The sequence below is a fragment of the Alterinioella sp. B-7 genome (assembly GCF_056857775.1).
In genome coordinates, this window is sequence record NZ_JBSXNT010000031.1 from 189,065 (window position 1) to 211,781 (window position 22,717).

Here is a 22,717-nt window from a genome sequence, read left to right on the forward strand (position 1 = left end):
GACCAGCCCTTGCCACAATCGAACAGAGGTTCCGCACCCGGCCCGACGAACGCTTGTCAACCCTCCAAAACCGCGCGCCTCGAATCATGCCCCGTCAGCCCCTGTTCCAGCACCGCGAGGTCAGGCACCGGCAGCGCGGCCATGATCCGCGAGAACCGCTCTCGCGCCGCCACGCCCGGCCAGCCTTCGGGAAAGAACGCCGGTGGCAGGTCCGGGTGGCGCAGCAGGATCCGGCGCCAGCTATGCACCACCAGCCCGCGCAGCGCGGCGGCCTCGGCCCCGGTCAAGGGCGGGCTGCGGTCGAGGCAGTCCAGCACGTTCTCGAACGCCGCCAGACATTCCGCATAGGCCCGCATCAGCGGTTCGGGGCAGATCTGCGCGCGCAGCCAGTCGGGCACCGCGACCGCGCCCGTCTCGACCCCGAGCAGCCCGCCGTGATCGTCGGGCAGCGGACCGGGGGCCAACGCCGCCTGCCCGCCAAGCGCGATATAGTCGTCGCTTTGCAAGAAAGCCTCCAACCGCGCCGCGCCAACCGTGTCGCCCGCGATCAGCAGGTGCCACAGGTCGGGGCTCGGCACGCCGGTCCCGTAGATGCGCGGCGATGCGGCGGCCGATTGCGCACGGCCATAGCCCGTCAGGAAATGCGTGCTGGCCCGCCCCTCGCGCAGGCTCTCGATCCAGCCATCCTTGCGCAGCCGGTGCAGCGCCACCCGCATCGCCTCGGGCCTCACGCCCATCAGCCCGGTCAATTGCGACAGCAAGGGCCCGCTGATCGCGTCGCCCTTTCCTTGCGCGAGATCGCCGAAGATGGTCACGATCAGCGACCACACCCGATGCCCCTGATCGCCCGTGAGGGCGGCGGCGCAGGCGCGGAAGGTGGGGCTGGCGGACTCGTGCATGGAGGCCATGCTACGCGCGCCGCCCCGCCCCGCTCAAGAGGCGTTCATCGTCAGCAGCTCATATTCGGCCACCGCCTCGCCCTCCTCATCGGTCACCCGCACGGCCCAACGCACCTCGCCATACCCATCGTTGCGGCGGGTCTTCTTCCTGACCGTCAGATGAACCCGGATGGAGCTTCCCGCGACCAGCGGCTTGAGGAAACGCAGATTGTCGAGGCCCGTATTGGCCAGCACCGGCCCTTCATCGGGATCAACGAACAGCCCCGCCGCAAAGCTCAGCAGCAGGTAGCCATGCGCCACGCGGCCCGGAAAGAACGGGTTTCGCGCGGCGGCCTCCTCGTCCATATGGGCGTAGAAGGTATCGCCGGTGAATGCCGCGAAATGCTCGATATCTTCCAGCGTGACCTCACGCGGGTCGGTGGTGATGCTCTCGCCGATCTGCAATTCGTCGAAGGTGCGCCGGAACGGGTGCGCCGGACCTTCCCGCACCGTCGCGCCCTTGACGTAGACGCCGCCGATCGCGGTCAGGATGTCGGGGCTGCCCTGGATCGCCGTGCGCTGCATGTAGTGCATCACGCCACGCACGCCGCCCAACTCCTCGCCGCCCCCCGCGCGTCCCGGCCCGCCATGGACCATATGCGGCAGGGGCGAACCGTGGCCCGTGCTTTCCTTCATCGAATCGCGGTTGTTGATATAAAGCCGCCCGTGGAAGGCACCGGCCCCCAGGGCCACCTGACGCGCCACATCGCCGTCATGCGTGATGAGAGAGGCCACCAGCGACCCCTGCCCCTTGTTGGCCAGCGCAATGCCATGGTCCAGATCGCGGTAGCCCATGATCGTGCTGACCGGCCCGAAGGCTTCCGTGTCATGCACGCGGGCCGCCGTGTCGGGGCTTTCGCAATGAAACAGCATCGGCGGCAGGAACGCGCCCTTGGACCCGGCCATCGCGAAATCCTCGGGGTCGCCGAAGACGCGGGTAGCCTCCTCCCCGATGGTGCCGATCTTCTCCAGCACGTCGCGTTTCTGGCCGTTATTGACCAGCGCGCCCATCCGCGTACCCTCAGCCTTCGGGTCACCCACGGTCGTCTTGGCCAGCCGCGCCGAAAGCGCCTCGATCAGCGCCGCGACCTGCCCCTCCGGCGCGATGATCCGCCGGATCGCGGTGCATTTCTGCCCTGCCTTGGTGGTCATCTCGCGGGCCGCTTCCTTGACGAAGAGGTCGAACTCCGGCGTGCCCTGCACCGCGTCCGGTCCCAGGATCGAGGCGTTCAGACTGTCCTGCTCGGCCACGAAGCGCACCGAGTTCTGCATGATCACGGGCGCGGAGCGCAGTTTCAGCGCCGTCGCCGCCGATCCGGTGAAGCCCACGACATCCTGACAGGTCAGATGGTCCAGCATGTCGCCAAGCCCGCCCGAGACCAGTTGCAGCGCGCCCTCGGGCAGGATGCCGCTTTTCAACATGATCCGCACCGCAAGTTCGGTCACGTAACAGGTCGCCGTCGCCGGTTTCACGATCGCCGGAACCCCCGCCAGCAGCGTCGGCGCGAGCTTTTCCAGCATCCCCCAGACCGGAAAGTTGAACGCGTTGATATGGACCGCAACCCCTTGCAAAGGCGTGCAGATATGCTGCCCCAGGAAGGTGCCGTCACGGCTGAGCTGCTCAACCTCGCCATCGAGGTAGACATGCCCATCCGGCATTTCCCGCCGCCCCTTGGAGGCGAAGACGAACATCGTCCCGATGCCGCCGTCAATGTCGATCAGGTGATCGCTCTGCGTGGCCCCGGTCGCGAAGCTGAGGTCATAGAGCGCCTGCTTGTGCTTGCTCAGTTCCACGGCCAGCGCCTTGAGCATCCGCGCCCGGTCATGGAAACTCAGCGCACGCAGGGCAGGCCCGCCCTTGGTCCTGGCAAACTCCAGCATCGCGGCCACATCCAGCGTGTCATTGCCCGCCCGCGCCATCGCTTCGCCGGTGACGGCATTTTCGATCAGGCGCGCATTCGCGTCCGGCGCGATCCAGCGTCCGGCGGCAAAACTTGAAACATCTTGCAGGCTCATCTCGCTGCTCCTTTCAATTGATCGGCAATCACCCACGATCCCGGGCTCGCCTCGGCCACGCGGGCCATGTCCTGTGCCACCATGTCCCAGCCGCGTTCGGAGGCGTAGTGCATCGGCCCGCCGCGCCAGCGCGGAAAGCCGTAGCCGTGGATCTGCACCGTATCGACATCGCCGGGGCGTTCGGCGATCCCTTCCTCGACGATCCGCGCGCCCTCGTTGATCAGCGCCGCCATGAGGCGGTTCACGATCTCATCGGCGCCGAAGTCCCGTCGGGTGATCCCGCGCTCCGCCGAATAGGCCCGGATCATGCCCTCGACCTCCGGGTCGCGCTCGGGGATTCGGCTGCCCTCGGCGTAGCGATACCAGCCCTTGCCCGCGCGCTGGCCCAATCGACCGAGATCGCAAAGCGTGTCGGCAATCGTCTCGTAACGCTCGCCCTCGGGCCGCGTTGCCGCCTGCCGCTGGCGATTGGCCCAGGCGATCTGCAATCCGGTCAGATCCTGCAACTCGAACGGTCCCATCGGCATCCCGAAGTCGCGCATGGCCGCGTCCACCTCATGCGGCAGCGCGCCATCGGCCAGCAGGTATTCCGCCTCGCGCCGATAGGCGGCCAGCATCCGATTTCCGACAAACCCGTCACAAATTCCTGACAGAACTGTCATTTTCTTCAGTTTGCGGCCAAAGGCGAAGCCCGTCGCCAGCACCTCCGGGCCTGTCTCGGGCATCACCACGATTTCCAGCAGCTTCATGATATGCGCGGGCGAGAAGAAATGCAGGCCGAGGCAGCGGGCGGGGTTTGGAAGCCCCGCGAAAATCTCGGTCGGATCGAGATAGGAGGTGTTTGTCGCGAGGATCGCGTCGTCGCCCATCGCCTTGGCAAGGTTGCGGAACACCTCGCGCTTCACCTCCAGGTCTTCAAAGACCGCTTCAATCGCCAGATCGGCCCCGGCAGCGGCCCCGTAGTCCGGTGCAACGCTGAAATTATCCCGTTGTTTCTCAAAGTCTTCCCGGCTTATCTTGCCGCGTTTCAACGCCCCTTCCAGCAGCCCGGTGACGCGCACTTCGGCGGCTTCGGCCTCGGCCTTTCCCCGCTCGACGATCACGACCTCATACCCCGCAGACAGCGCCGCCGCCGCGATGCCCGCCCCCATCAACCCGCCACCGACAACGGCGATACGGGCGATGTCGCGCGGGGTGACGCCCTTGATCGCATCGGGCTTCGCGGCCTGCCGCTCGGCAAAGAAGGCATGGCGCAGGGCGCGGCTCTCGGCGCTTTGGCGCAGTTCCAGATGGCGCGCCCGCTCCTTCGGTTGGCCCTCCGCGAAGGGAAGTGCAACCCATTGAAGGGCATTGAGATTTTCCAGCGGTGAGCTCTGCCCCTTGGCCCTTTTTCGCACCTCATCCGCGACCCCGCTCAGGTCCGGCACATCGACATCGCGCGCGCTGACAGGCTCGGGCCGGGGCGGAAGATCCTCGGCGAACGCCTTGATATCGGCAATGATATCCTTTGAAATCAGGTCGATACCGCCCAGGTCAAAGACCTCTTCAGCCGCGAAGATCCGCCCCCGGCAGGCCATGTCAATCGCCGCCTCCATCCCGATCAGTCGCGGCGCGCGCTGCGTGCCGCCAGCGCCGGGAATGAGGCCCATATTGACCTCCGGCAGCCCGATCTTCACGCGAGGTGCGGCGATCCGCCAGGCGCAGCCCATGGCAATCTCCCAGCCGCCGCCAAGCGTCGCGCCATCCAGAACGGCCAGGAACGGCACCGGGCTGTCTTCGATTTTCTGAACGACATCAGGCAGATGCGGTTCCTCCGGGGGGCGGTCGAACTCGGACATGTCGCCGCCTGCGACAAAGCAATTCCCGGCCCCCCGCAGCACGGCCAGTCTTGCGCCATGCACCGCATCGACCGCCTGCCACAGCCCTGCGCGCACCAAAGTCGAGGTCGCGTTCACCGGCGGATTGTCGATGGTCACCCAGGCGATATCGCCCTCTCGCACCACCTGCACGACATCGCGTTCCGACATGAAAAATCCCCCTTGGTCTGACATGCGGAATTTATTGACCAACCGTTCGGTTTATGCAAGGTAATTGTCAGGCAAAGGGGGGATCGGCGGATATGAGCGACACGATACGCGTTGAAAACAAGGGCGACTGGCGGGAGATCACGCTGAACCGCCCGGATCGTTTGAACAGTTTCAACGATGAGATGCACGGGGCATTGCGGGCCGCACTTGAGGACGCCCGCGATGAGGGGGCCCGCGCGGTGCTGCTGACCGGCGCGGGCCGTGGCTTTTGCGCGGGCCAGGATCTGGGCGACCGCGACCCTTCAAAGATGGACGGCCCGCCCGATCTGGGCCGCACCGTGCGCGAGTTCTACGCGCCGCTGGTGCGCCTGATCCGCGAGTTGCCCTGCCCGGTGATCTGCGCCGTCAATGGCGTCGCCGCCGGGGCCGGAGCCAATCTGGCGCTGGCCTGCGATATTGTGCTGGCCGCCGAGAGCGCGAAATTTATCCAGTCTTTTGCGAAGGTTGGCCTGATCCCCGACACTGGCGGAAGCTGGCATTTACCCCACCTGATCGGCGAGGCACGCGCCAAGGGCTTGGCGATGACCGCGATGCCCCTGCCCGCCCGCAAGGCCGCCGATTGGGGGCTGATCTGGGATGTTCACGCCGACGACATGCTGATGGAAGAGGCCCGCGCGCTGACCGCGAGCCTCGCCGCCGGCCCGACCTTCGGGCTTGCGCAGACCAAGGCCTGCATCCAGGCCGCCGCGACCCATGACCTGTCCGATCACCTCGACATGGAGGCCGACGCCATGAAGCTCTGCGGTGAAAGCGCGGACTATGCCGAAGGGGTCAGCGCCTTCTTGCAAAAACGCCCGGCGGAGTTTCAAGGCAGATGACCCCCGAGACCCGCGCCAGCCGCGCCGCCCGTGCCATGTGGGAGGGCGATGAAGCCTCCAAGTGGTTGGGAATGAAGATCATTTCCGTCACCGAAGGCTGCGCCGAGCTGTCCCTGATGGTCGAGCGCCACCACGCCAACGGCCACGGCATCTGTCACGGCGGCATCACCTTCGCGCTGGCCGACAGCGCCTTCGCCTTCGCCTGCAACAGCCGCAATCAATCCACCGTCGCGCAGATGAACGCCATCACCTACCTGGCCCCGGCCCATGTCGGCGACACGCTGACCGCCCATGCCCGCGAGGTCAGCCTGAGCGGGCGCAGCGGCATCTATGACGTCACCGTCACCAGCCAGGCCGGAACGAAAATCGCCGAGTTCCGTGGCCATTCCCGCGCCATTCGCGGCCAGCTTTTCGAGGAGGAATAGACCATGAAAGACCTGACCCCCGCCAAGGACAGCCTCGACGCCATCGAGATCGCCTCGCTGGACGAAATCCGCGCGCTGCAACTGGACCGGCTGCAATGGTCGCTGAGCCACGCCTATGAAAACGTGGCGATGTATCGCAAACGGTTCGACGATGCGGGCGTGCATCCTTCCGACCTCAAGTCCCTGACGGACCTTGCGAAATTCCCCTTCACCTACAAGACCGACCTGCGCGACAACTATCCCTTCGGCCTCTTCGCCGTGCCGCGCGAACAGATTTCGCGGATCCATGCCTCCTCGGGCACGACGGGCAAGCCGACAGTAGTGGGCTATACGAAGAACGACCTCTCGAACTGGGCCGACCTCGTCGCGCGGTCGATGCGCGCCAGCGGCACGCGGCCCGGCGACATCGTGCATGTGGCCTATGGTTACGGGCTTTTCACCGGCGGGCTCGGCGCGCATTTCGGGGCCGAGCGGCTTGGCTGCACGGTGGTGCCGATTTCGGGCGGGATGACGGAACGCCAGGTCACACTGATCAACGATTTCAAGCCCGGCACGATCATGGTCACGCCCTCCTACATGCTCAATATCCTGGAAGGGTTCCGCAAGGCGGGGCTCGATCCGCGCGCGTGTTCGCTCGATGTCGGCATCTTCGGGGCCGAGCCCTGGACCAACGCGATGCGGACCGAGGTTGAGGCGGCCTTCGACATGCACGCCGTTGATATCTATGGCCTTTCCGAAATCATGGGGCCGGGTGTCGCGAATGAATGCGTCGAGACCAAGGACGGCTTGCATATCTGGGAGGATCACTTCCTGCCCGAGATCATCGACCCCGAAACCGGCGATGTCCTGCCCGATGGCGAGATGGGCGAGCTTGTCTTCACCACGCTCACCAAGGAAGGGCTGCCGATGATCCGCTACCGCACCCGCGACCTGACGCGGCTTTTGCCCGGCACGGCGCGGTCGATGCGGCGGATGGAGAAGATCACCGGACGCTCGGACGACATGATCATCCTGCGCGGCGTCAATGTCTTCCCGACCCAGATCGAGGAACAGGTGCTGGCCACCGGCGGCCTTGCCTCGCATTTCCAGATCGAGCTTTACAAGGCGGGCCGGATGGACGCGATGCGCGTCCATGTCGAGGCCACGCTGGATGCCGCCGACGAACTGAGCCGAACCGCCGCGACCCGGATGCTGGTCAAGCGGATCAAGGATGTGGTCGGCATCTCGACCGAGGTGATCGTAGGCGATCCCGGCGCGGTGGAGCGCAGCCAGGGCAAGGCCCGCCGCGTCGTCGACAACCGGGACCGGGGGTAGGCACATGGCGCGCACCATCGCCAAGGACCATGACCAGAAGCGCGAGTTGATCCTGCAATCGGCCGCCCGCATCTTTGCGACCGACGGGTTCGACCGCGCCTCGATGGCGCAACTGGCGCGCGAATGCGGGATCTCCAAGGCCAATATCTACCACTATTACGACAGCAAGGATGCGCTGCTCTACGATATCCTGGACAATTACCTGTCCAGCCTGCGCGACCGGATCCTGGGCACGAATGTCGAGGGGCTGGACCCGGAGGCGCGGCTGCATGAGGTGATCCGCCAGATCCTGCGCGCCTACCAGGGGGCCGATCACGAGCATCAGGTGCAACTGAATGCGCTCGGCGCCCTGCCCGAGGATCAGCAGGCGCAGATGCGCGGCTATCAGCGTGACATGGTGCGGTTCCTCTCCGACACCATCGCCGCAGCCGCGCCCGAGGTCCTCGCGGATGACAAGCCAAAGCTGCGCGCCACGACCATGTCCGTCTTCGGGATGCTGAACTGGTATTACATGTGGAATACCGGGGCGGGGACAGAGGCGCGCGAAGACTATGCGCGGCTGGTCACCAACCTGACCCTGCGCGGGGTCGGCGGGCTCTAGGGCTTGCGGCCCGGCCCCACAGCGGCCAAAGTCGCGCCCGCCACCCTTGCCGCACCTCGAAAGCCGCCCATGCCCCGCCTGTCCGAGATCGCCCGCCATACCGGGGCCGCCGCCATCGGCCTCGCTATCGGCGGCGCGTTCTGGGGCCTTTACTGGGTGCCGCTGCGCTGGCTGGCGGGGCTTGGCATGGGGGGCGCCTGGCCCGGCGCGGTGATCTTTGCGGGCGCGGGCGTGATCCTCTCGCCGCTGATCTGGCGCTACCGGGCGCAGATCCGGGCCAACTGGTGGGCGCTGGTCAGTTGCGGGATGCTGACAGGGGCGGCGTTCTCGCTCTTTTCTACCGCGATCCTGATGACGGATGTGATCCGCGCCATCCTGCTCTTTTATCTCACCCCGGTCTGGAGCACCGGGCTTGGCCTGCTGTTCCTGGGCGAACGCCTGACCGTGGCGCGGGGCAGTGCGCTGGCGCTTGGGCTCATGGGCCTTCTGATCATGCTCGGGCTTGGCGCGGGCTGGCCGGTGCCGAGGTCGCTTGGCGACGGGCTGGCGCTGGCCTCGGGCGTGGTCTGGGCCGTGGGGTCGCTGAGGCTCTACCAGGGGGGCCATATCGCGGTGCCGTTGCAGGTGATCGGCTTTGTCGGCGGCGGGCTGGTGGTGACGCTGGCCACCATCGCGCTTGGCGGCCCGGCGATGAATCCGCTGGAGGGCGCAGGCGCGCTGACCGGCGCGTTTGGCCCCGTGCTGATCCTGTCGGCGCTGATCGTGGTGCCGGTCCTGTTCCTGACGGTCTGGCCAGCGACGGTCCTGCCGCCCGCGCGCGTCGGGCTGATCCTGATGACCGAGATCGTCGCGGGCGTCGTCACGGCGGCCCTGTTCGCGGGCGAGCCCTTTGGCTGGCGTGAAGCCATCGGCAGTGTCGTGATCGTCAGCGCGGGCCTGGTCGAGGTGTTGGGCCACCGGATTTCGGTGCGCGCAGTTCGGCCTTGAAGGGGCTGGTTGCGTTCAACCAGTCGAGGCTGAACCGCCCCTCGAAACAGGCCGCAATGATCGGGTTCAAGACGCCCGTGCGCTTGAGATGCTTCGCCACCCCGTGACCGAGATCGGAAAAGAGGACGTTCGAGATATTGGGCGCCTCGGGAAAACGCCGCCATTGCCGCCAATCCGGCCCCTTGCGCCCGGAGAAGAGGAAATACTCGGTCTCGGGCGAAAACCGGTCCTGAAGGCTGGAATAGCGCCAGTCTGAAATGGCTGCGCGGTATTCGCTCCACCGCGCCTCCTTGGGGATCACCTTGGGCCGGACGCTGAATTGCGGCACGAAGCCAACGACGCGCCTGATCGGCCATAACTGCGCCGCCAGCACGGCGAGGAACCCGCCCATGGAATTGCCAAGCGCAAAGACCTCGCGCCCCTGCATATGCGGGGCCAGCACCGCGCCGATGGCGTCGAAATCCAGCGCGTTGCCCCAGGAGCGGGTGATGTCGGTGACAAAGATCGTGTTGGCGAAGCCGTTGCCCGCGCTTGGAAATTCCGGCTTCTGCACACGGCCCACGCTCTTGCCATGGCCGATCCCGGTGAAGGACAGCAGCAGGCGGTCACCCGGCCCGTCCTCGGCGTCCCGCGTCTGGATCAACACGCTGTCATCGCTGTGAAGCTCGCGCATCCGCGTTACACCCTCGGCCGCTGCATTTCCCAACGCAGATGCGCGGAGATCATCGGCCATTCCGTGTTCAGGATCGAATAGACGACGGTGTCGCGCAGGGTGCCATTGTCCATCCGCATATGGTTGCGCAGGATGCCGTCCTGCTTCGCGCCGAGCCTCTCGATGGCGCGGCGGCTCTGCTGGTTGAGGATGTGGGTGCGGAATTCAACCGCGACGCAATCCAGCGTCTCGAAGGCATGGCGCAGCAGCAGGAACTTGGCCTCGGTGTTCAGCGGCCCGCGCTGCGCGGCGCGCGAGATCCAGGTCGATCCGATCTCCAGCCTCGGCAGACTCGCGTCGATATTCATATAGGTCGTCATCCCCACCGCGCGGCCTGCCGGGTCCAGCACCGCGAAGGGCAGCATCGCGCCCGCCTTGCGCAGCGCCAGCCGCCGGTCGATCTCGGCCTCCATCCCCTCGGCATCGGGGATCGTGGTGTACCAGAGCTGGTGCAAGCCGCCTTCGCCCGCCGCCACGCGCATGCCGCCCAGGTGATCGGGGCGCAGCGGTTCCAGCGTCACGTGATCGCCGCTCAGGGTGATGTCGTCGGGCCAGGGCATTGTCGCACCTTCCGGTTTGCGTCACCCCGCAAGCAAGCACAGGACGCGACGCTTGACCAGTGCCCCGCCGCCAACCCGCGGCATCGCCGGTCAATTAGGATGGGATTAAGGTTAACGCGCCCGCGCCCTGCGCCCCCCGAACGCCCGCTTGAGGCAGTCCCTCCCGGATCAGGGCCGCCCTTCCCTTCTTTGTTCTTCAAATATCCTCGTCCATTGCCCGACAGGCGGCGGATGCGGCCGAGAGGGAAGGCTGCAGAACCGCAAGGCAGGCGGTCCGCTCGCCGAAGACGCGCAGATGCCCAGGGCACAGTCTACCCCGGCTGAATACCGACCCGGTCCAGCGCGGCAAGCGCCTTGGCTTCCCATTCCGCGCGCATCTCGTCATTGCTGCGCTGGCGCAGGCCCATCTGTTTCTGCATCTCGTAACGGGGCGAGTTGGCCTGTCCGAAACTGGCGGCCACGCGCGGGAACCAGTAGCCGATCGAGGCGACGATGGCCTCGCCCTCGCCTTCGCCCATCAGGCGTTGCAGCCCTTCCTCGGCCAGGTCCGCGTGCCGCGCCTCGACCGGCGCGATCTCGCGGAACGCCTCGGCCAGCGGCTGATAGGAGACGCTTGTGTAATCGGCCAGTTGCACGGCGACGGCGCAGCCCATCAGCAGGTTCATCACCACGGCATCGGTCCAGCCCTGAAGCGGATAGTTGAACACCGCCAGCCGCATGTCGTGATCGCCCCGCGTGGTGCCGATATCGGCGTCACGATCCAGCCGCGCGGTCCAGGGGTGGTGGTTGGCGTAGCGTTCACTGTCGACGCCGAAGCCCTCCATCACGCGCAGGACTTTCCCGGCGTGATCGGTCTTTTCCAGCACGATCCGCGCCGCCGCGATGCGTTCCTTGATCCCCGGGCCCTCGTTGATGATGTCGGCAAAGCCCGCCGCGCCCGCCAATTCGCTGTCGACGAAACTGGTCATCAGCTTCAGCAACTCCGCCCGGTAGCGCGGCGGCACATTGGTCGGGTTCGACAACACGCCGCCCTGGGCCAGGTAGTCCTCGATGCTCATATCCATGGGGTCCGGTCCTTTATTGATCGTAATCGACGATGACACGGTCGGTGACGGGGTAGGATTGGCAGGACAGGACATAGCCCTTTTCCACCTCGTAATCCTCCAGCGCGTGGTTGGCGATCATCTCGACCTCGCCCTCCAGCACCCGGCAGCGGCAGGTCGAACAGACCCCGGCCTTGCAGGCATAGGGCGCGTCGAGATGCTCGGCCAGCGCCGAGTCCAGGATGCTTACCCCCTTGGCCGCCGCGATGGTGCGGGTCGAGCCGTCGAGCGTATAGGCGATCTCGGCCTGGTTGGCGGTCTTGCCGGCCTCCTGACTGACCGCGGGGCGCTTGGCGCGGCCCGGTTGGGCGCTGGCGAAAAGCTCGAACTTGATCTGTGCGTCGCTCAGCCCGTGGTCGCGCAGCGCCCGGGCAATGCCCAACATCATCGGTTCGGGACCACAGATGAAGGCGGTATCCACGCTGGCGATGTCGATCCAGCCCTTGAACAGCTCGGCGCATTTCTCTTCCGTCACCAGCCCGGTGAACAGGTCGATCTCCTGCGCGTCGGTCTCGAGGATGTGGATGACATTGAACCGGCCCATATGCAGGTTCTTCAGATCCTCCAGCTCCTCTCGGAACATGATCGAGTTCACGCCCTTGTTGGCATAGACCAGCGTGAAACTGGCGCGTGGTTCCTCGGCCAGCACGGTCTTGATGATCGAGAGGACGGGCGTGATGCCCGAGCCGCCCGCGAAACCGAGGTAATTGCGCTCGGCCCCCGCATCGAGCTGCGTGAAGAAACTGCCCATCGGGGGCATGGCCTGCAGCCTGTCGCCCGGTTTCAGGTCTTCATTGGCCCAGGTGGAAAACGCGCCGCCCTCGACGCGCTTGATGCCGACCTGGAGGTGGCCCTCGCCGCGCCCCGCGCAGATGGAATAGCTCCGGCGCAATTCCTCGCCGTCGAACTCGCGGCGGAAGGTCAGGTATTGGCCTTGCGTGAAATCGAAGGCCGCGGGGTCGTCGGGCTGCAACGTCACCACCACCGCATCGCGGATGGTCTTGGTCACGTCGGTAACGGTCAGGTCGTGAAATCGGGCCATCCATGCCCCTCCCTCAGATACATTTGAAATAGTCGAACGGTTCCAGGCAGGTGCGGCAGCGCCAGGACGCCTTGCAGGGGGTGGAGCCGAACTGGCTCACCCTCTCCAGATCCTCACCGCCGCATTGCGGGCAGCGCGCGGGGCCGCCTGCGGCCTGCGGCGGCGCGATGCCGTATTTCTCCAGCTTCTCGCGGCCCTTGTCCGACAGCCAATCGGTGGTCCAGGGCGGTGCGATCTGTTGCCTGAGGCGCACGTTGTCGACGCCTTTGGCCCCCAGTGCCGCAACGATATCGAGGTTGATTACGCTCGTCGCGGGGCAGCCCGAATAGGTCGGCGTCACCGCGATCTCCAGCGTGTCGCCCTGCCACTCCACGCCCCGGATAATCCCCAGATCGACCAGGGAAATCACCGGGATCTCGGGGTCCGGCACCTCGTCCAGCCAGGCCCAGACCTGATCTGTCGTGGGCTTGTCCATGATCACCACGCCGCCCCCGGATAGGCGCGTTGCAGCCATTGCATCGAGGTCAGCAGGTGGCCCAGATGTTCCGTGTGCATCACCCCGCTGCGCCCGCCCTTGTGGCTGTATTTCGCGTTCGGAACGCTCAACGTCGCCTCACCCATGACCCGGCTGATCAGCACGTTGAAATCTTCCTGCAAACTGGCGGGGTCGGGCGCGATGCCGGTGTCAGCCATGGCGGCGTCCACCTCGTCGCCCGTGAACATCTCGCCCACGTAAGGCCACAGATAGTCCAGCGCCGCCTGCATCCGGGCGTGGCTTTCCTCGGTCCCGTCGCCAAGGCCCACCACCGTGTCGGCGGAGCGTTCGACGTGATAGGCAACTTCCTTGGACGCCTTGGCCGCAATCGCCGCGACACGTTCATCCGAAGAAGAGATCAGCCGCCCCAGAAGCACCGACTGATACGCATCGAACAGGAATTGCCGCATCAGCGTCTGGCCGAAATCGCCATTTGGCAGCTCGACCAGCAGCAGGTTGCGGAAATCCCAGGCATCGCGGTGAAAGGCCAGGTCGTCGGCGGTGCGTCCCTTCCCCTCGACCTCGCCCGCCAGGCCAAGCCAGAACTGCGTCTGGCCGATCAGGTCCAGCGCCGTGTTGGCCAGCGCGATATCCTCCTCCAGCACCGGGGAATGGCCGCACCATTCGCTGACCCGGTGGCCGAGGATCAGCGTGTTGTCCCCCATGCGCAGGAGAAACTGGAAAAGCGCCTTGTCATGCGTCATCACATCTGCCCCGCTTCGTCGGGAATGTCGTAGAAGGTCGGGTGGCGGTAGATCTTGGCCTCGGAGGGCTCGAACATCGGCCCCTTCTCGCCCGGAACCGTGGCCGAGATATGCCGCGCCTCGACCACCCAGATCGAGACGCCCTCATTGCGCCGCGTATAGACGTCGCGCGCATTCTTGATCGCCATCTCGGCATCGGGGGCGTGCAGGCTGCCCACGTGACGATGGCTCATGCCGTGCTGGCCACGGATGAACACTTCCCAAAGGGGCCATTCGTTTTTCATCTCGCTACTCCCTTATTCCGCCGCGACCTTGCGCGCGGCCCGTTTCTGCGCATGGGCCAGCAGCCCCTCGCGCACCCAGGCGCCATCGTCCCAGGCGCGGTTGCGCGCGGCCAGGCGTTCCACGTTGCACGGGCCCCCGCCCTTCACGACGGTGAAGAACTCGTCCCAATCCGGTTCGGTGAAATCGTAGCCGCCCTTCTCCTCGTTCCATGTCAGGTCGGGGTCCGGCACCGTCAGGCCCAGGTACTCGGCCTGCGGCACGGTCTGATCGACGAATTTCTGGCGCAGCTCGTCATTGGTGTTGATCTTGATCTTCCACGCCATGGATTGCGCGGAATGGACCGAGTCCTTGTCGGACGGCCCGAACATCATCAGCGACGGATACCACATGCGGTTGAGCGCATCCTGCGCCATCTTTTTCTGCGCGGGCGTGCCGTTCGCCATCTTCATCATGATGTCGTAGCCCTGCCGCTGGTGGAACGACTCCTCCTTGCAGATGCGGATCATGGCGCGGGAATACGGCCCGTAGGAAGTGCGTTGCAGCGGCACCTGGTTCATGATCGCGGCCCCGTCGACCAGCCAGCCGACCGCGCCCATATCGGCCCAGTTGAGCGTCGGATAGTTGAATATCGAGGAGTATTTCATCTTGCCCGACAGCAGCATCTCGGTCAGCTCATCGCGCGTCACGCCAAGCGTTTCGGCGGCGGAGTAGAGGTAGAGGCCATGCCCCGCCTCGTCCTGCACCTTGGCCAGCAGGATCGCCTTTCTTTCCAGCGTCGGCGCGCGGGTGATCCAGTTGCCTTCGGGCAGTTGGCCGACGATCTCGGAATGGGCGTGCTGGCCGATCTGGCGGATCAGCGTGGCGCGGTAGTCATCCGGCATCCAGTCGCGCGGCTCGATCTTGATGTCGGCGTCGATCTTGTCCTGAAAATCGCGTTCCTGGTCGGTCATTTCCTCGCGGGACTTGATCCCGGTTCCGGCGATCTTCACCATTTGGGCATACATGTTTCGTCCTCCCATTCCTGTTTTTCGCGCAACTTGATCCGAAAACCGGTTCCCACTTTTCGGGCTGCGCTACACGCGTTCCAGGATCAAGGCAGCGCCCTGCCCGACCCCCACGCACATGGTGCACAGCGCATAGCGCCCGCCGGTGCGTTTCAACTGATAGGCCGCCGTCATCACCAGGCGCGCGCCCGACATGCCAAGCGGGTGGCCAAGCGCGATGGCCCCGCCATTGGGGTTCACATGGGGGGCATCATCGGGGATACCAAGTTCCCGCAGGCAGGCCAGGCCCTGTGCGGCGAAGGCCTCGTTCAACTCTATCACATCCATGTCGGAAATGCTCAGCCCCGTGCGCGCCAGGACCTTGCGGGTGGCGGGTACCGGGCCGATGCCCATGATGCGCGGCGCGACGCCTGCCGCCGCCATGCCGACAACGCGGGCAATGGGGGTGAGGCCGTTTGCCTCCGCCGCCGTGCCCGAGGCCATCAGGAGCGCCGCCGCGCCGTCGTTGACGCCGCTGGCATTGCCTGCCGTGACGCTGAGGTCGGGGCCGTTCACGCCCTTGAGCTTGGCCAGTTTCGCCGCATCCGTGCCGGGGCGCGGATGTTCGTCGGTATCGACCGTGATCGCCTCGCCCTTGCGCTGCGGGATCGTGACCGGGGTGATCTCATCGGCGAAAAGCCCTGCCTCATGTGCCGCCTGCCAACGGGCCTGGCTGCGCGCGGCGAAGGCGTCCTGATCTTCGCGGCTGACACCATACTCGGCGGCGACGTTATCGGCGGTCTGGGGCATGGAATCGGTGCCGTATTCCGCCTGCATCCTGGGGTTCACGAAGCGCCAGCCGATGGTGGTGTCATGGACCGCGTTGGCGCGGGTGAAGGCGGTGGTGGCTTTCGGCATGACAAACGGCGCGCGGCTCATGCTCTCAACCCCGCCCGCGATGGCGAGGTCATAGTCGCCCGCCTTGATCCCGCGCGCGACCATGCCGACCGCGTCCATGCCGGAGGCGCAAAGCCGGTTCACCGTGGTCCCCGGCACGTCCTGTGGCAAGCCCGCCAGCAGCGCCGCCATGCGGGCCACGTTGCGGTTGTCTTCGCCCGCCTGGTTGGCATCGCCATAGATCACGTCATCGACGCTGGCCCAATCCACCTGCCTGTTGCGCGCCATCAGCACGACGATGGGATGGGCGGCCAGATCGTCGGCCCGGACCGAGGACAAGGCCCCGCCATAGCGCCCGATCGGCGTGCGTGTGGCGTCGCAGATGAATGCATCCATTGGCGTCGGACTCCCCCTTGGCTCGCGCGGTCAATAGCTGACCGCACGGTCGGGATATGGGCTTTGCCGATTCGACGCAAGGGAAATGTTACGGCTTTCGGCGCACATCGGTTTCGGCTGTAACACGCCAAGCCGACATCGCGTAGGCGCGGCCCGTCGACGGGCCGCATCCCTTCACCGCGCGTAAGGATCCTTCAACGCGGGCAGCAGCTTGCCCTCGCAAGGGCCAAACCCGATCCGGTAACCGTCGCCCTTCGCCACGCCATGCAGCTCCAGCGTATCGCCATCTTCCAGGAAACTCCGCTCCTCGCCTGTCTCCAGCGTCACCGGCTCCTTGCCGCCCCAACTCAGCTCCAACAGCGACCCGCGCTGCGATGCCTCAGGGCCGGAGATGGTGCCGGAGCCCAAGAGATCGCCCACCCGCATCGGGCAGCCGCTGGTCGTGTGATGCGCCAGTTGCTGCGCGGCGGAGTAATACATCTGGCTGTAATTCGTGCGCGCGATGGTGCTGGCCGCCTTGCCCTCGGGGGTGAGCGTCACGGCGAGGTCGATGTCATAGAGCATCGGGCCCGCGTCCTTCAGATGCGGCAACAACTCCTTCTCGCGCTCGGGCGTGTCGCAGCGGAACGGTTCCAGAGCCGCCGCCGTCACGATCCAGGGGCTGATCGTGGTCGCCGTCGCCTTGGCCTGGAACGGCCCCAGAGGCTGGTATTCCCAGGCCTGGATGTCGCGCGCCGACCAATCGTTGAGCAGCACATAGCCGAAGATCATCGCATCAGCCTCGGCGACCGTCACCGGCCCTTGCGAGGGCGTGCCGACAATCGCGCCCATCTCAAGCTCAAGGTCGAAGCGTTTGCAGGGCGCCCAGATCGGGGCCTCCATGTCGGGGCCTTTCAACTGGCCCCAGGGGCGGCGCACATCGGTGCCCGACACAACCACCGAGGACGCGCGCCCGTTATAGCCGATGGGGATATGCAGCCAGTTCGGCGGCAGCGCGTTTTCCGCGCCCCGGAACATGGTGCCGACATTCACCGCGTGGTTCTTGCCAGCGTAGAAATCGGTGTATTCGGCGACATCGAAGGGCATGTGCATCGTGGCATCCGCCATCGGCACCAGGAAAGGCTCGGCCCGGCGATCCATGCCGGTCTTCTCGCCCAACAGCACGATCAGCGCCTGCCGGAACCCCTGCCAAGCCTCGGACCCGAGCGCCATGAAGGCGTTCCAGGACGGCTTGGTAAAGACCGGCGGATCACCCGCCGACAGCACACCCTCGGCCTCAAGCGCCTGCACGTCGAGGATGAAATCGCCAATGGCCACGCCGCAGCGCGGCCCCTTGCCCTCGGTGGAAAACACGCCATAAGGCAGGTTGTTCAGCGGAAAGTCGCAGTCGGGCGCATTGGCGCTCTCGACCCAGGAACGGCGCAGGTCACTCATCTCGATACTCCTTCAGTCGGCATCAGGCTGGTTTTCGGGCCGCGCGGCGTCGAAGGCCGACAGGGCCAGCGCGCGGGATTCGATCTCGGTCAGGCGGGTCAGCGGGGCCAGGTCGACGCCCCACCGATGCGCGTTGTAAAGCTGCGGGATCAGGCAGATATCGGCCCAGGTCGGGCGGTCGCCAAAGCAGAAATCACCCGTCGGCGCGATCATCTGCTGAAACGCGGCCAGGTTTCGCGTCATGAAATGCACCATCCAGGCGATCCCGCCCTCGGCATCCGCGCCGTATTCCCGTTTCAGGTGACCGACGACGCCCACATTCGTCACCGGCTGCGTATCCATCGCAATGACATGGGCCGCGGCCAGCATCCGGGCGCGCGCCAGCGGATCCTCCGGGACCAGCGAGGGGCTTGGATAGGACGCCTCCAGCCAATCCAGGATCGCCATCGACTGGGTCAGTTCGGTGCCATCCTCCAGCACGAGCGTTGGCACGAAACCTGCGGGGTTATGCACCAGATAGTCCGGCGCGCTCTGCTCGCCCTTGACCAGGTGGACAGGAATACTCTCCCAGTCCAGCCCCTTCAGGCCAAGCGCGATGCGCACCCGGTAGGAACAGGAAGATCGCCAATAGGTGTAGAGTTTCATCGGTCCCGGTCCCGTCGCGTTTCGCCACAGCTTACCCAAGCCATGGGGCCGGGTCGAACGGCTTTTCCGTCACCCACCCCAATAGGCCTGCGCCGAGGGCACGCGTCCGAATTCTAGGTGGAAATCATCCAGTTGCGGCGGGTCGATCCCGGCCTCCAGCACCATGGTATGGGCCTGCCCGCGATGGTGGATCTGGTGCTGCACCAGATGCAGGATCAGCGCGCCGACCTCCTCCTGCACGGGTCCGTCCTGCCGTTCCGTGGTGCGGGTCTGGGTCAGGGTCTCCTCGGTCAGGTCGCTGCAGAACCGCGCGAACCGCAGATCGACATCGGCCTGCGCGCGGGCCAGGTCCGCGACCTGCGCAATCCCCTCCCGCTCATAGACCGACCGCCCGCGCCCGCCCGCCTCCAGCGCATCGACATAGTAGAGGTCGACCTCGTGGATATGGTTAAGCGTTTCGCGCAGCGACGGGAAGAAACCGGGGCGCGGCGCGGCGAACTCGGCCGCGCTCATCCCCGCGATGGCCCCGTAAAGCGTCGCGTTGGCCCAGGCATTGTTCAACGCCATGGTTCGGTAGGGGTTCGGTGTCATCGGCGCGGTCCTCGTCTTCGTGGCGCTTATCCGCCCCGATTTTGTAACCGTCAACCGATCAGCGGGCGGTGGCCAGGATCGCGTCGAGGTCCAGGTGCCGCGCCATGTGCTCGGCCAGATCGTCCAGCACCGCATCGACGCCTGCGCCGTAGCTGGCCGCGCCCGCAACCGCGCCGAACCCTTCCAGGTAGGCCCGCCGGAACGTATCGCTTGCGAAAAGCCCGTGCAGATAGGTGCCCTGAATCTCCCCGTAGAGGGTCGAGGCCCCCTCGGGCCGGTCACCCACATGCGCGAAGGGCCGCGCCCGATCAGGGCCGTCGCTCTGCCCGATATGGATCTCGTAGCCCGAGACCTCCTGCCCGGTGAAGACATGCCGCGCCGTCACCCGCTCCAGGCTCTTGTCGCGCGACATAACCGTTTCGATGCCAAGAAGCCCCAGCCCCTCGGTGCTGCCCGGCGGCCCCTCGATCCCCTCGGGGTCGTGAATGGCGGTGCCAAGCATCTGGTAGCCGCCGCAGAGCCCGAGCACATGCCCGCCGCGCCTGATATGGGCGGCAAGGTCCACGTCCCACCCCTCGCTGCGCAGGTAAGCCAGGTCGGCGCGGGTGGATTTCGTGCCCGGCAGGATCACCAGGTCGGTATCGCCGGGGATCGCCTGCCCCGCCCGGATCATGGTCAGCGACACGCCCGGCTCCTGCGCCAGCGGGTCGAGATCGTCGAAATTCGCGATGCGCTCGAAGGTCAGGCAGGCGATCTTGAGGCCTTGCCCCGCGCTCCTGCCCCGCAGGTCCAGCGCATCCTCGGCGGGCAGCCTGGCGGCCTCCGCGAAAAAGGGCAGGACACCGAAGCCGCGCCAGCCGGTCTGTGCCTCGATCAGCCTGTAGCCGTCGTCGAAAAGGCTCACATCGCCGCGGAACTTGTTGATCAGGAACCCCGCGATCATGTCGGCATCGCCCGGATCCAGCACCGCCTGCGTGCCGACGATCTGCGCGATCACCCCGCCCCGGTCGATATCGCCTGCCAGGATAACGGGGACATCCGCGGCCCGCGCAAAGCCCATATTGGCGATGTCGCCCGCCCGCAGGTTGACCTCCGCCGGACTGCCGGCACCTTCGACGATCACCAGGTCATGCGCCGCCTTGAGACGCCCGAAGCTCTCCAGCACGCGGGGCAACAGGCGCGGCTTGAGATCGGCATAGTCGCGCGCCTTCACCGTGGTCAGCCGCCGCCCGTGTACCACGACCTGCGCGCCGATCTCCGATTCGGGCTTGAGCAGGATCGGGTTCATATCCGTCACCGGCTCCAGACCCGCCGCCTGCGCCTGCAACGCCTGCGCACGCCCGATCTCGCCGCCATCTACCGTGACGGCGGCATTGTTCGACATGTTCTGCGGCTTGAACGGGGCCACCGACAGCCCCCGCCTGCGCGCGGCCCGACAGAGCCCCGCCACCAGCAGCGACTTGCCCACATTCGAGCCCGCCCCCTGGATCATCAGGGCCGTCACCTTGCACACCCCGCTCGGCCCCGAGAGGGCGGGGTAAGCGCGGCGGCAGGAGCGCGGGGACAAGACCCTGCCCCGCAGGATCGAGGCTGACAGGAAATGATGAACAAATCCCTACCATCTTCCTGGCGGCAAATACTCACGCCCCGCCCCCTGCCGCGCGCACGAGATCGGCGGGCAGGAACGCCTCCACAGCCGCGCTTGCGATCACCGTGATCGAGCCACTGTCCGGGTTGGTGACGTTCAAACCGCCATGGACGGCACGCACCGAAACCTTACCGCGCGGCAACCCGTCGCGCAGCGCGTCACAATCCACCGCGTCCGGCGCCTGCACGCCGACCGTGACCCGCACCTCCATCGCCGCATGGTCGATCCCGAGCGCCTCGAATAGCGGGATCGAGGAGTGCCGGATCGCATCCTCGATCGCACGGGCCGCCGCCTTGGTGTAGTCCCGCCCGTAGAGATCGTTGCCCATCCCCATCTCGATGATGAACCGCTGCATCACGCGCCCTCCCGGTCGAAGGAGACCGAGATCGCGGCATTGGCGATCACCGTCGGGGCGCCATCCGGACGCGGCATGTCCAGCCCGCCCTCGACGATGCGCAGATCGACATGGCCATATGGAAATACCGCCGCGACCCGGTCCCGATCGACACGCGACGGCGCAGCGACACCGATCTCGACGGTGATCCGCATCTCGGATTTCTCGCGCCCGAACAGGCCGGCGAGGTTGATCGAGTTGTGCCACAGCGCATCCCGAACCGCCCGAATGGCGGCCTCGGTGTAATCCTGCCGGCGCAGGCTGGTACCCATGCCGAACTCGGTCAGAAGCCGCGGACCGGTCATGAAAGGACTCGCAGCAGAGGACAAACGCACAATCTTGGAGGCAGCCCCCGTGACAGATGTCGGAGCCTCCGGCGGAGGTATTTCGAGCAAAATGAAAGCATGGATGCACAAGAGACACGCCACGCCCAGTGCTGACAGATCAGGTTAGGCGCGGCGCTTTCACTTTGCGCGGTCATCGGGACCTCTCCCTGTACCGCTTCACCACCCTGGCAGGCAAATCCTAACAAACCATTGCTTTCATTTTGCTGAAAATACCTCGGGGTCCGGGGCAGAGCCCCGGCGGGTCGGATTGCCGAAGGCAATTCGAAGCCAAAGTCAAAACTCCACCCCCTTCTGCCCCTTGATCCCGGACCGGAACGGGTGCTTGACCAATGTCATCTCGGTCACAAGGTCAGCCAGGTCGATCAGGTCGTCCTTGGCGTTCCGACCGGTCAGCACCACATGCGTCATCTCGGGTTTTTCCTCCGCCAGGAACCGCACGACCTCGGCCAGATCGAGGTAGTCATAACGCAGCGCGATGTTGATCTCGTCCAGCAGCACCATCCGAATCGCGGGATCGCGGATCAGCTCCTTCGCCTTCTCCCACCCTTTCTCCGCCATCTCGATATCGCGGGTCTTGTCCTGGGTTTCCCAGGTGAAGCCCTCGCCCATCGCGTGAAACTGGCACAGATCGCTGAAATTGCCCTCCAGCAGCCGCCGCTCGCCGGTATCCCAGGCCCCCTTGATGAACTGCACCACGGCGCAGGGCATCCCATGCGCGATGCAGCGCAGGATCATGCCGAACCCGGAGGAGGACTTGCCCTTGCCCGGTCCGGTATGCACGATGATCAGCCCCTTCTCACCCTCCTTCTTCGCCATGATCTTGTCGCGCGCGGCCTTCTTCTTGGCCATCTTCTGCGCATGGCGGTCTTCGTCGGAAAGCGGTGTGTCGGTCATCTGGCGTCATCCTCATGCTTGACAAAGGGCTCGGTGATGGAGCAGGTGCGTAGCCGTGCTGGTTCCTGTCTTAGGACAGGCGAAGAGGGAATGCGACAGGCTTTGCGACCGATCACCGGTGGAAAGCCGCAAGCGCAGCCGCCCCCGCGACCGTGACCGGAGAATGGCCCCCGTATCCCACTGGCATCGACCGGGAAGGGTGAGGGGTCGCCGGGGCATCGCTCCGATATCCGCAAGCCGGGAGACCTGCCAGCACGGGACGGATGGATGAAGACCGCGCGAACGGGGTGTTTCGGGCTGGCTTTGGGGGCATGTGGCCAATTCGCCCCCGGCTGGCTTTTCCCCTTTTCCCGCATCGACC

The 22,717-nt window shown here is 65.8% G+C and carries 24 protein-coding genes and 1 riboswitch; of the genes, 5 read left to right on the forward strand and 19 right to left on the reverse strand.

What is annotated here, in order from left to right:
* Positions 1 to 56 precede the first annotated feature (56 nt).
* The 3 genes from AC13C7_RS09225 to AC13C7_RS09235 are packed head-to-tail and all read right to left on the reverse strand — an operon-like array spanning position 57 to position 5,005.
* A complete protein-coding gene (locus tag AC13C7_RS09225; RefSeq protein ID WP_172320897.1) occupies positions 57 to 899 on the reverse strand; it encodes a PaaX family transcriptional regulator C-terminal domain-containing protein in 843 nt (280 codons plus the stop codon).
* Positions 900 to 932: 33 nt separating this feature from the next.
* A complete protein-coding gene (gene paaZ / locus AC13C7_RS09230) occupies positions 933 to 2,954 on the reverse strand; it encodes a phenylacetic acid degradation bifunctional protein PaaZ (RefSeq protein WP_482867289.1) in 2,022 nt (673 codons plus the stop codon).
* Positions 2,951 to 5,005: an FAD-dependent oxidoreductase gene (locus AC13C7_RS09235; RefSeq protein WP_482867290.1), complete on the reverse strand. Its 2,055-nt coding sequence runs from the start codon at positions 5,003 to 5,005 to the stop codon at positions 2,951 to 2,953. The genes paaZ and AC13C7_RS09235 overlap by 4 nt, the downstream gene beginning before the upstream one ends.
* 68 nt (positions 5,006 to 5,073) lie before the next feature.
* Here AC13C7_RS09235 and paaG point away from each other — a divergent pair, with 68 nt between their 5' ends.
* The 5 genes from paaG (at position 5,074) to AC13C7_RS09260 (ending at position 9,186) form a co-directional block, all read left to right on the forward strand.
* Positions 5,074 to 5,859 carry a 2-(1,2-epoxy-1,2-dihydrophenyl)acetyl-CoA isomerase PaaG gene (gene paaG / locus AC13C7_RS09240; RefSeq protein WP_482867291.1) on the forward strand — a complete coding sequence of 262 codons (786 nt, stop codon included), beginning with the start codon at positions 5,074 to 5,076 and terminating at the stop codon, positions 5,857 to 5,859.
* Positions 5,856 to 6,284, forward strand: a complete 429-nt coding sequence (gene paaI / locus AC13C7_RS09245; protein WP_482867292.1) for a hydroxyphenylacetyl-CoA thioesterase PaaI — start codon at positions 5,856 to 5,858, stop codon at positions 6,282 to 6,284. Before paaG ends, paaI begins: the two co-directional genes overlap by 4 nt.
* Before the next feature lie 3 nt (positions 6,285 to 6,287).
* Positions 6,288 to 7,598: a phenylacetate--CoA ligase PaaK gene (paaK, locus tag AC13C7_RS09250; protein ID WP_482867293.1), complete on the forward strand. Its 1,311-nt coding sequence runs from the start codon at positions 6,288 to 6,290 to the stop codon at positions 7,596 to 7,598.
* Positions 7,599 to 7,602: 4 nt separating this feature from the next.
* Positions 7,603 to 8,199, forward strand: coding sequence for a TetR/AcrR family transcriptional regulator (locus AC13C7_RS09255; RefSeq protein WP_482867294.1), 597 nt, complete (start codon positions 7,603 to 7,605; stop codon positions 8,197 to 8,199).
* 69 nt (positions 8,200 to 8,268) lie between these two features.
* Entirely contained in the window at positions 8,269 to 9,186 is a 918-nt protein-coding gene (locus tag AC13C7_RS09260) for a DMT family transporter (RefSeq protein ID WP_482867295.1), read from the forward strand.
* Here the strand turns inward: AC13C7_RS09260 and AC13C7_RS09265 are convergent.
* From AC13C7_RS09265 to cobO, 16 genes are all read right to left on the reverse strand, one after another.
* Positions 9,125 to 9,859, reverse strand: coding sequence for a hypothetical protein (locus tag AC13C7_RS09265; protein ID WP_482867296.1), 735 nt, complete (start codon positions 9,857 to 9,859; stop codon positions 9,125 to 9,127). The two genes, AC13C7_RS09260 and AC13C7_RS09265, sit on opposite strands and share 62 nt — an antisense overlap.
* 5 nt (positions 9,860 to 9,864) lie before the next feature.
* Positions 9,865 to 10,458 (reverse strand): GNAT family N-acetyltransferase, encoded by a 594-nt coding sequence (locus AC13C7_RS09270; RefSeq protein ID WP_482867297.1) that lies wholly within the window; start codon positions 10,456 to 10,458, stop codon positions 9,865 to 9,867.
* Between the two features lie 311 nt (positions 10,459 to 10,769).
* A complete protein-coding gene (locus AC13C7_RS09275; RefSeq protein ID WP_172320910.1) occupies positions 10,770 to 11,522 on the reverse strand; it encodes a Phenylacetic acid catabolic protein in 753 nt (250 codons plus the stop codon).
* A gap of 13 nt (positions 11,523 to 11,535) precedes the next feature.
* A complete protein-coding gene (locus AC13C7_RS09280) occupies positions 11,536 to 12,603 on the reverse strand; it encodes a 2Fe-2S iron-sulfur cluster-binding protein (RefSeq protein WP_482867298.1) in 1,068 nt (355 codons plus the stop codon).
* A gap of 13 nt (positions 12,604 to 12,616) precedes the next feature.
* The gene (gene paaD / locus AC13C7_RS09285) at positions 12,617 to 13,078 is read right to left on the reverse strand and encodes a 1,2-phenylacetyl-CoA epoxidase subunit PaaD (RefSeq protein ID WP_482867299.1); all 462 of its coding nucleotides are present in this window, start codon (positions 13,076 to 13,078) and stop codon (positions 12,617 to 12,619) included.
* A 2-nt stretch (positions 13,079 to 13,080) separates the two neighbouring features.
* Positions 13,081 to 13,842, reverse strand: coding sequence for a 1,2-phenylacetyl-CoA epoxidase subunit PaaC (paaC, locus tag AC13C7_RS09290; protein WP_482867300.1), 762 nt, complete (start codon positions 13,840 to 13,842; stop codon positions 13,081 to 13,083).
* Positions 13,842 to 14,126 carry a 1,2-phenylacetyl-CoA epoxidase subunit PaaB gene (gene paaB, locus AC13C7_RS09295; RefSeq protein ID WP_446119031.1) on the reverse strand — a complete coding sequence of 95 codons (285 nt, stop codon included), beginning with the start codon at positions 14,124 to 14,126 and terminating at the stop codon, positions 13,842 to 13,844. The genes paaC and paaB overlap by 1 nt, the downstream gene beginning before the upstream one ends.
* Positions 14,127 to 14,138: 12 nt before the next feature.
* Positions 14,139 to 15,131: a 1,2-phenylacetyl-CoA epoxidase subunit PaaA gene (gene paaA, locus AC13C7_RS09300; protein WP_482867301.1), complete on the reverse strand. Its 993-nt coding sequence runs from the start codon at positions 15,129 to 15,131 to the stop codon at positions 14,139 to 14,141.
* A gap of 69 nt (positions 15,132 to 15,200) precedes the next feature.
* Entirely contained in the window at positions 15,201 to 16,403 is a 1,203-nt protein-coding gene (pcaF, locus tag AC13C7_RS09305; protein WP_482867302.1) for a 3-oxoadipyl-CoA thiolase, read from the reverse strand.
* Positions 16,404 to 16,577: 174 nt separating this feature from the next.
* Positions 16,578 to 17,837 carry a fumarylacetoacetase gene (fahA, locus tag AC13C7_RS09310; RefSeq protein WP_482867303.1) on the reverse strand — a complete coding sequence of 420 codons (1,260 nt, stop codon included), beginning with the start codon at positions 17,835 to 17,837 and terminating at the stop codon, positions 16,578 to 16,580.
* 12 nt (positions 17,838 to 17,849) lie between these two features.
* A complete protein-coding gene (gene maiA / locus AC13C7_RS09315) occupies positions 17,850 to 18,482 on the reverse strand; it encodes a maleylacetoacetate isomerase (RefSeq protein ID WP_482867304.1) in 633 nt (210 codons plus the stop codon).
* Positions 18,483 to 18,551: 69 nt separating this feature from the next.
* Entirely contained in the window at positions 18,552 to 19,073 is a 522-nt protein-coding gene (locus AC13C7_RS09320) for a DinB family protein (RefSeq protein ID WP_482867305.1), read from the reverse strand.
* Between the two features lie 58 nt (positions 19,074 to 19,131).
* A complete protein-coding gene (locus AC13C7_RS09325) occupies positions 19,132 to 20,577 on the reverse strand; it encodes a cobyric acid synthase (protein ID WP_482867306.1) in 1,446 nt (481 codons plus the stop codon).
* Between the two features lie 136 nt (positions 20,578 to 20,713).
* A complete protein-coding gene (locus AC13C7_RS09330) occupies positions 20,714 to 21,076 on the reverse strand; it encodes a Lin0512 family protein (RefSeq protein WP_482867307.1) in 363 nt (120 codons plus the stop codon).
* On the reverse strand, positions 21,076 to 21,420 hold the full coding sequence (locus AC13C7_RS09335; RefSeq protein ID WP_482867308.1) for a Lin0512 family protein: 345 nt from the start codon (positions 21,418 to 21,420) through the stop codon (positions 21,076 to 21,078). Before AC13C7_RS09335 ends, AC13C7_RS09330 begins: the two co-directional genes overlap by 1 nt.
* A 315-nt stretch (positions 21,421 to 21,735) precedes the next feature.
* The gene (gene cobO / locus AC13C7_RS09340; RefSeq protein WP_172320922.1) at positions 21,736 to 22,356 is read right to left on the reverse strand and encodes a cob(I)yrinic acid a,c-diamide adenosyltransferase; all 621 of its coding nucleotides are present in this window, start codon (positions 22,354 to 22,356) and stop codon (positions 21,736 to 21,738) included.
* Positions 22,357 to 22,398: 42 nt separating this feature from the next.
* Positions 22,399 to 22,624: riboswitch (cobalamin riboswitch) on the forward strand.
* The last annotated feature ends 93 nt before the right edge of the window (positions 22,625 to 22,717 follow it).

Bases quoted from the DNA above. Each gene is read 5' to 3' on its own strand.
- AC13C7_RS09225 (WP_172320897.1), bottom strand. From the start codon at position 899: ATGCACGAGTCCGCCAGCCCCACCTTCCGCGCCTGCGCCGCCGCCCTC.
- paaZ (WP_482867289.1), bottom strand. From the start codon at position 2,954: ATGAGCCTGCAAGATGTTTCAAGTTTTGCCGCCGGACGCTGGATCGCG.
- AC13C7_RS09235 (WP_482867290.1), bottom strand. From the start codon at position 5,005: ATGTCAGACCAAGGGGGATTTTTCATGTCGGAACGCGATGTCGTGCAG.
- paaG (WP_482867291.1), top strand. From the start codon at position 5,074: ATGAGCGACACGATACGCGTTGAAAACAAGGGCGACTGGCGGGAGATC.
- paaI (WP_482867292.1), top strand. From the start codon at position 5,856: ATGACCCCCGAGACCCGCGCCAGCCGCGCCGCCCGTGCCATGTGGGAG.
- paaK (WP_482867293.1), top strand. From the start codon at position 6,288: ATGAAAGACCTGACCCCCGCCAAGGACAGCCTCGACGCCATCGAGATC.
- AC13C7_RS09255 (WP_482867294.1), top strand. From the start codon at position 7,603: ATGGCGCGCACCATCGCCAAGGACCATGACCAGAAGCGCGAGTTGATC.
- AC13C7_RS09260 (WP_482867295.1), top strand. From the start codon at position 8,269: ATGCCCCGCCTGTCCGAGATCGCCCGCCATACCGGGGCCGCCGCCATC.
- AC13C7_RS09265 (WP_482867296.1), bottom strand. From the start codon at position 9,859: ATGCGCGAGCTTCACAGCGATGACAGCGTGTTGATCCAGACGCGGGAC.
- AC13C7_RS09270 (WP_482867297.1), bottom strand. From the start codon at position 10,458: ATGCCCTGGCCCGACGACATCACCCTGAGCGGCGATCACGTGACGCTG.
- AC13C7_RS09275 (WP_172320910.1), bottom strand. From the start codon at position 11,522: ATGGATATGAGCATCGAGGACTACCTGGCCCAGGGCGGCGTGTTGTCG.
- AC13C7_RS09280 (WP_482867298.1), bottom strand. From the start codon at position 12,603: ATGGCCCGATTTCACGACCTGACCGTTACCGACGTGACCAAGACCATC.
- paaD (WP_482867299.1), bottom strand. From the start codon at position 13,078: ATGGACAAGCCCACGACAGATCAGGTCTGGGCCTGGCTGGACGAGGTG.
- paaC (WP_482867300.1), bottom strand. From the start codon at position 13,842: ATGACGCATGACAAGGCGCTTTTCCAGTTTCTCCTGCGCATGGGGGAC.
- paaB (WP_446119031.1), bottom strand. From the start codon at position 14,126: ATGAAAAACGAATGGCCCCTTTGGGAAGTGTTCATCCGTGGCCAGCAC.
- paaA (WP_482867301.1), bottom strand. From the start codon at position 15,131: ATGTATGCCCAAATGGTGAAGATCGCCGGAACCGGGATCAAGTCCCGC.
- pcaF (WP_482867302.1), bottom strand. From the start codon at position 16,403: ATGGATGCATTCATCTGCGACGCCACACGCACGCCGATCGGGCGCTAT.
- fahA (WP_482867303.1), bottom strand. From the start codon at position 17,837: ATGAGTGACCTGCGCCGTTCCTGGGTCGAGAGCGCCAATGCGCCCGAC.
- maiA (WP_482867304.1), bottom strand. From the start codon at position 18,482: ATGAAACTCTACACCTATTGGCGATCTTCCTGTTCCTACCGGGTGCGC.
- AC13C7_RS09320 (WP_482867305.1), bottom strand. From the start codon at position 19,073: ATGACACCGAACCCCTACCGAACCATGGCGTTGAACAATGCCTGGGCC.
- AC13C7_RS09330 (WP_482867307.1), bottom strand. From the start codon at position 21,076: ATGCAGCGGTTCATCATCGAGATGGGGATGGGCAACGATCTCTACGGG.
- AC13C7_RS09335 (WP_482867308.1), bottom strand. From the start codon at position 21,420: ATGACCGGTCCGCGGCTTCTGACCGAGTTCGGCATGGGTACCAGCCTG.
- cobO (WP_172320922.1), bottom strand. From the start codon at position 22,356: ATGACCGACACACCGCTTTCCGACGAAGACCGCCATGCGCAGAAGATG.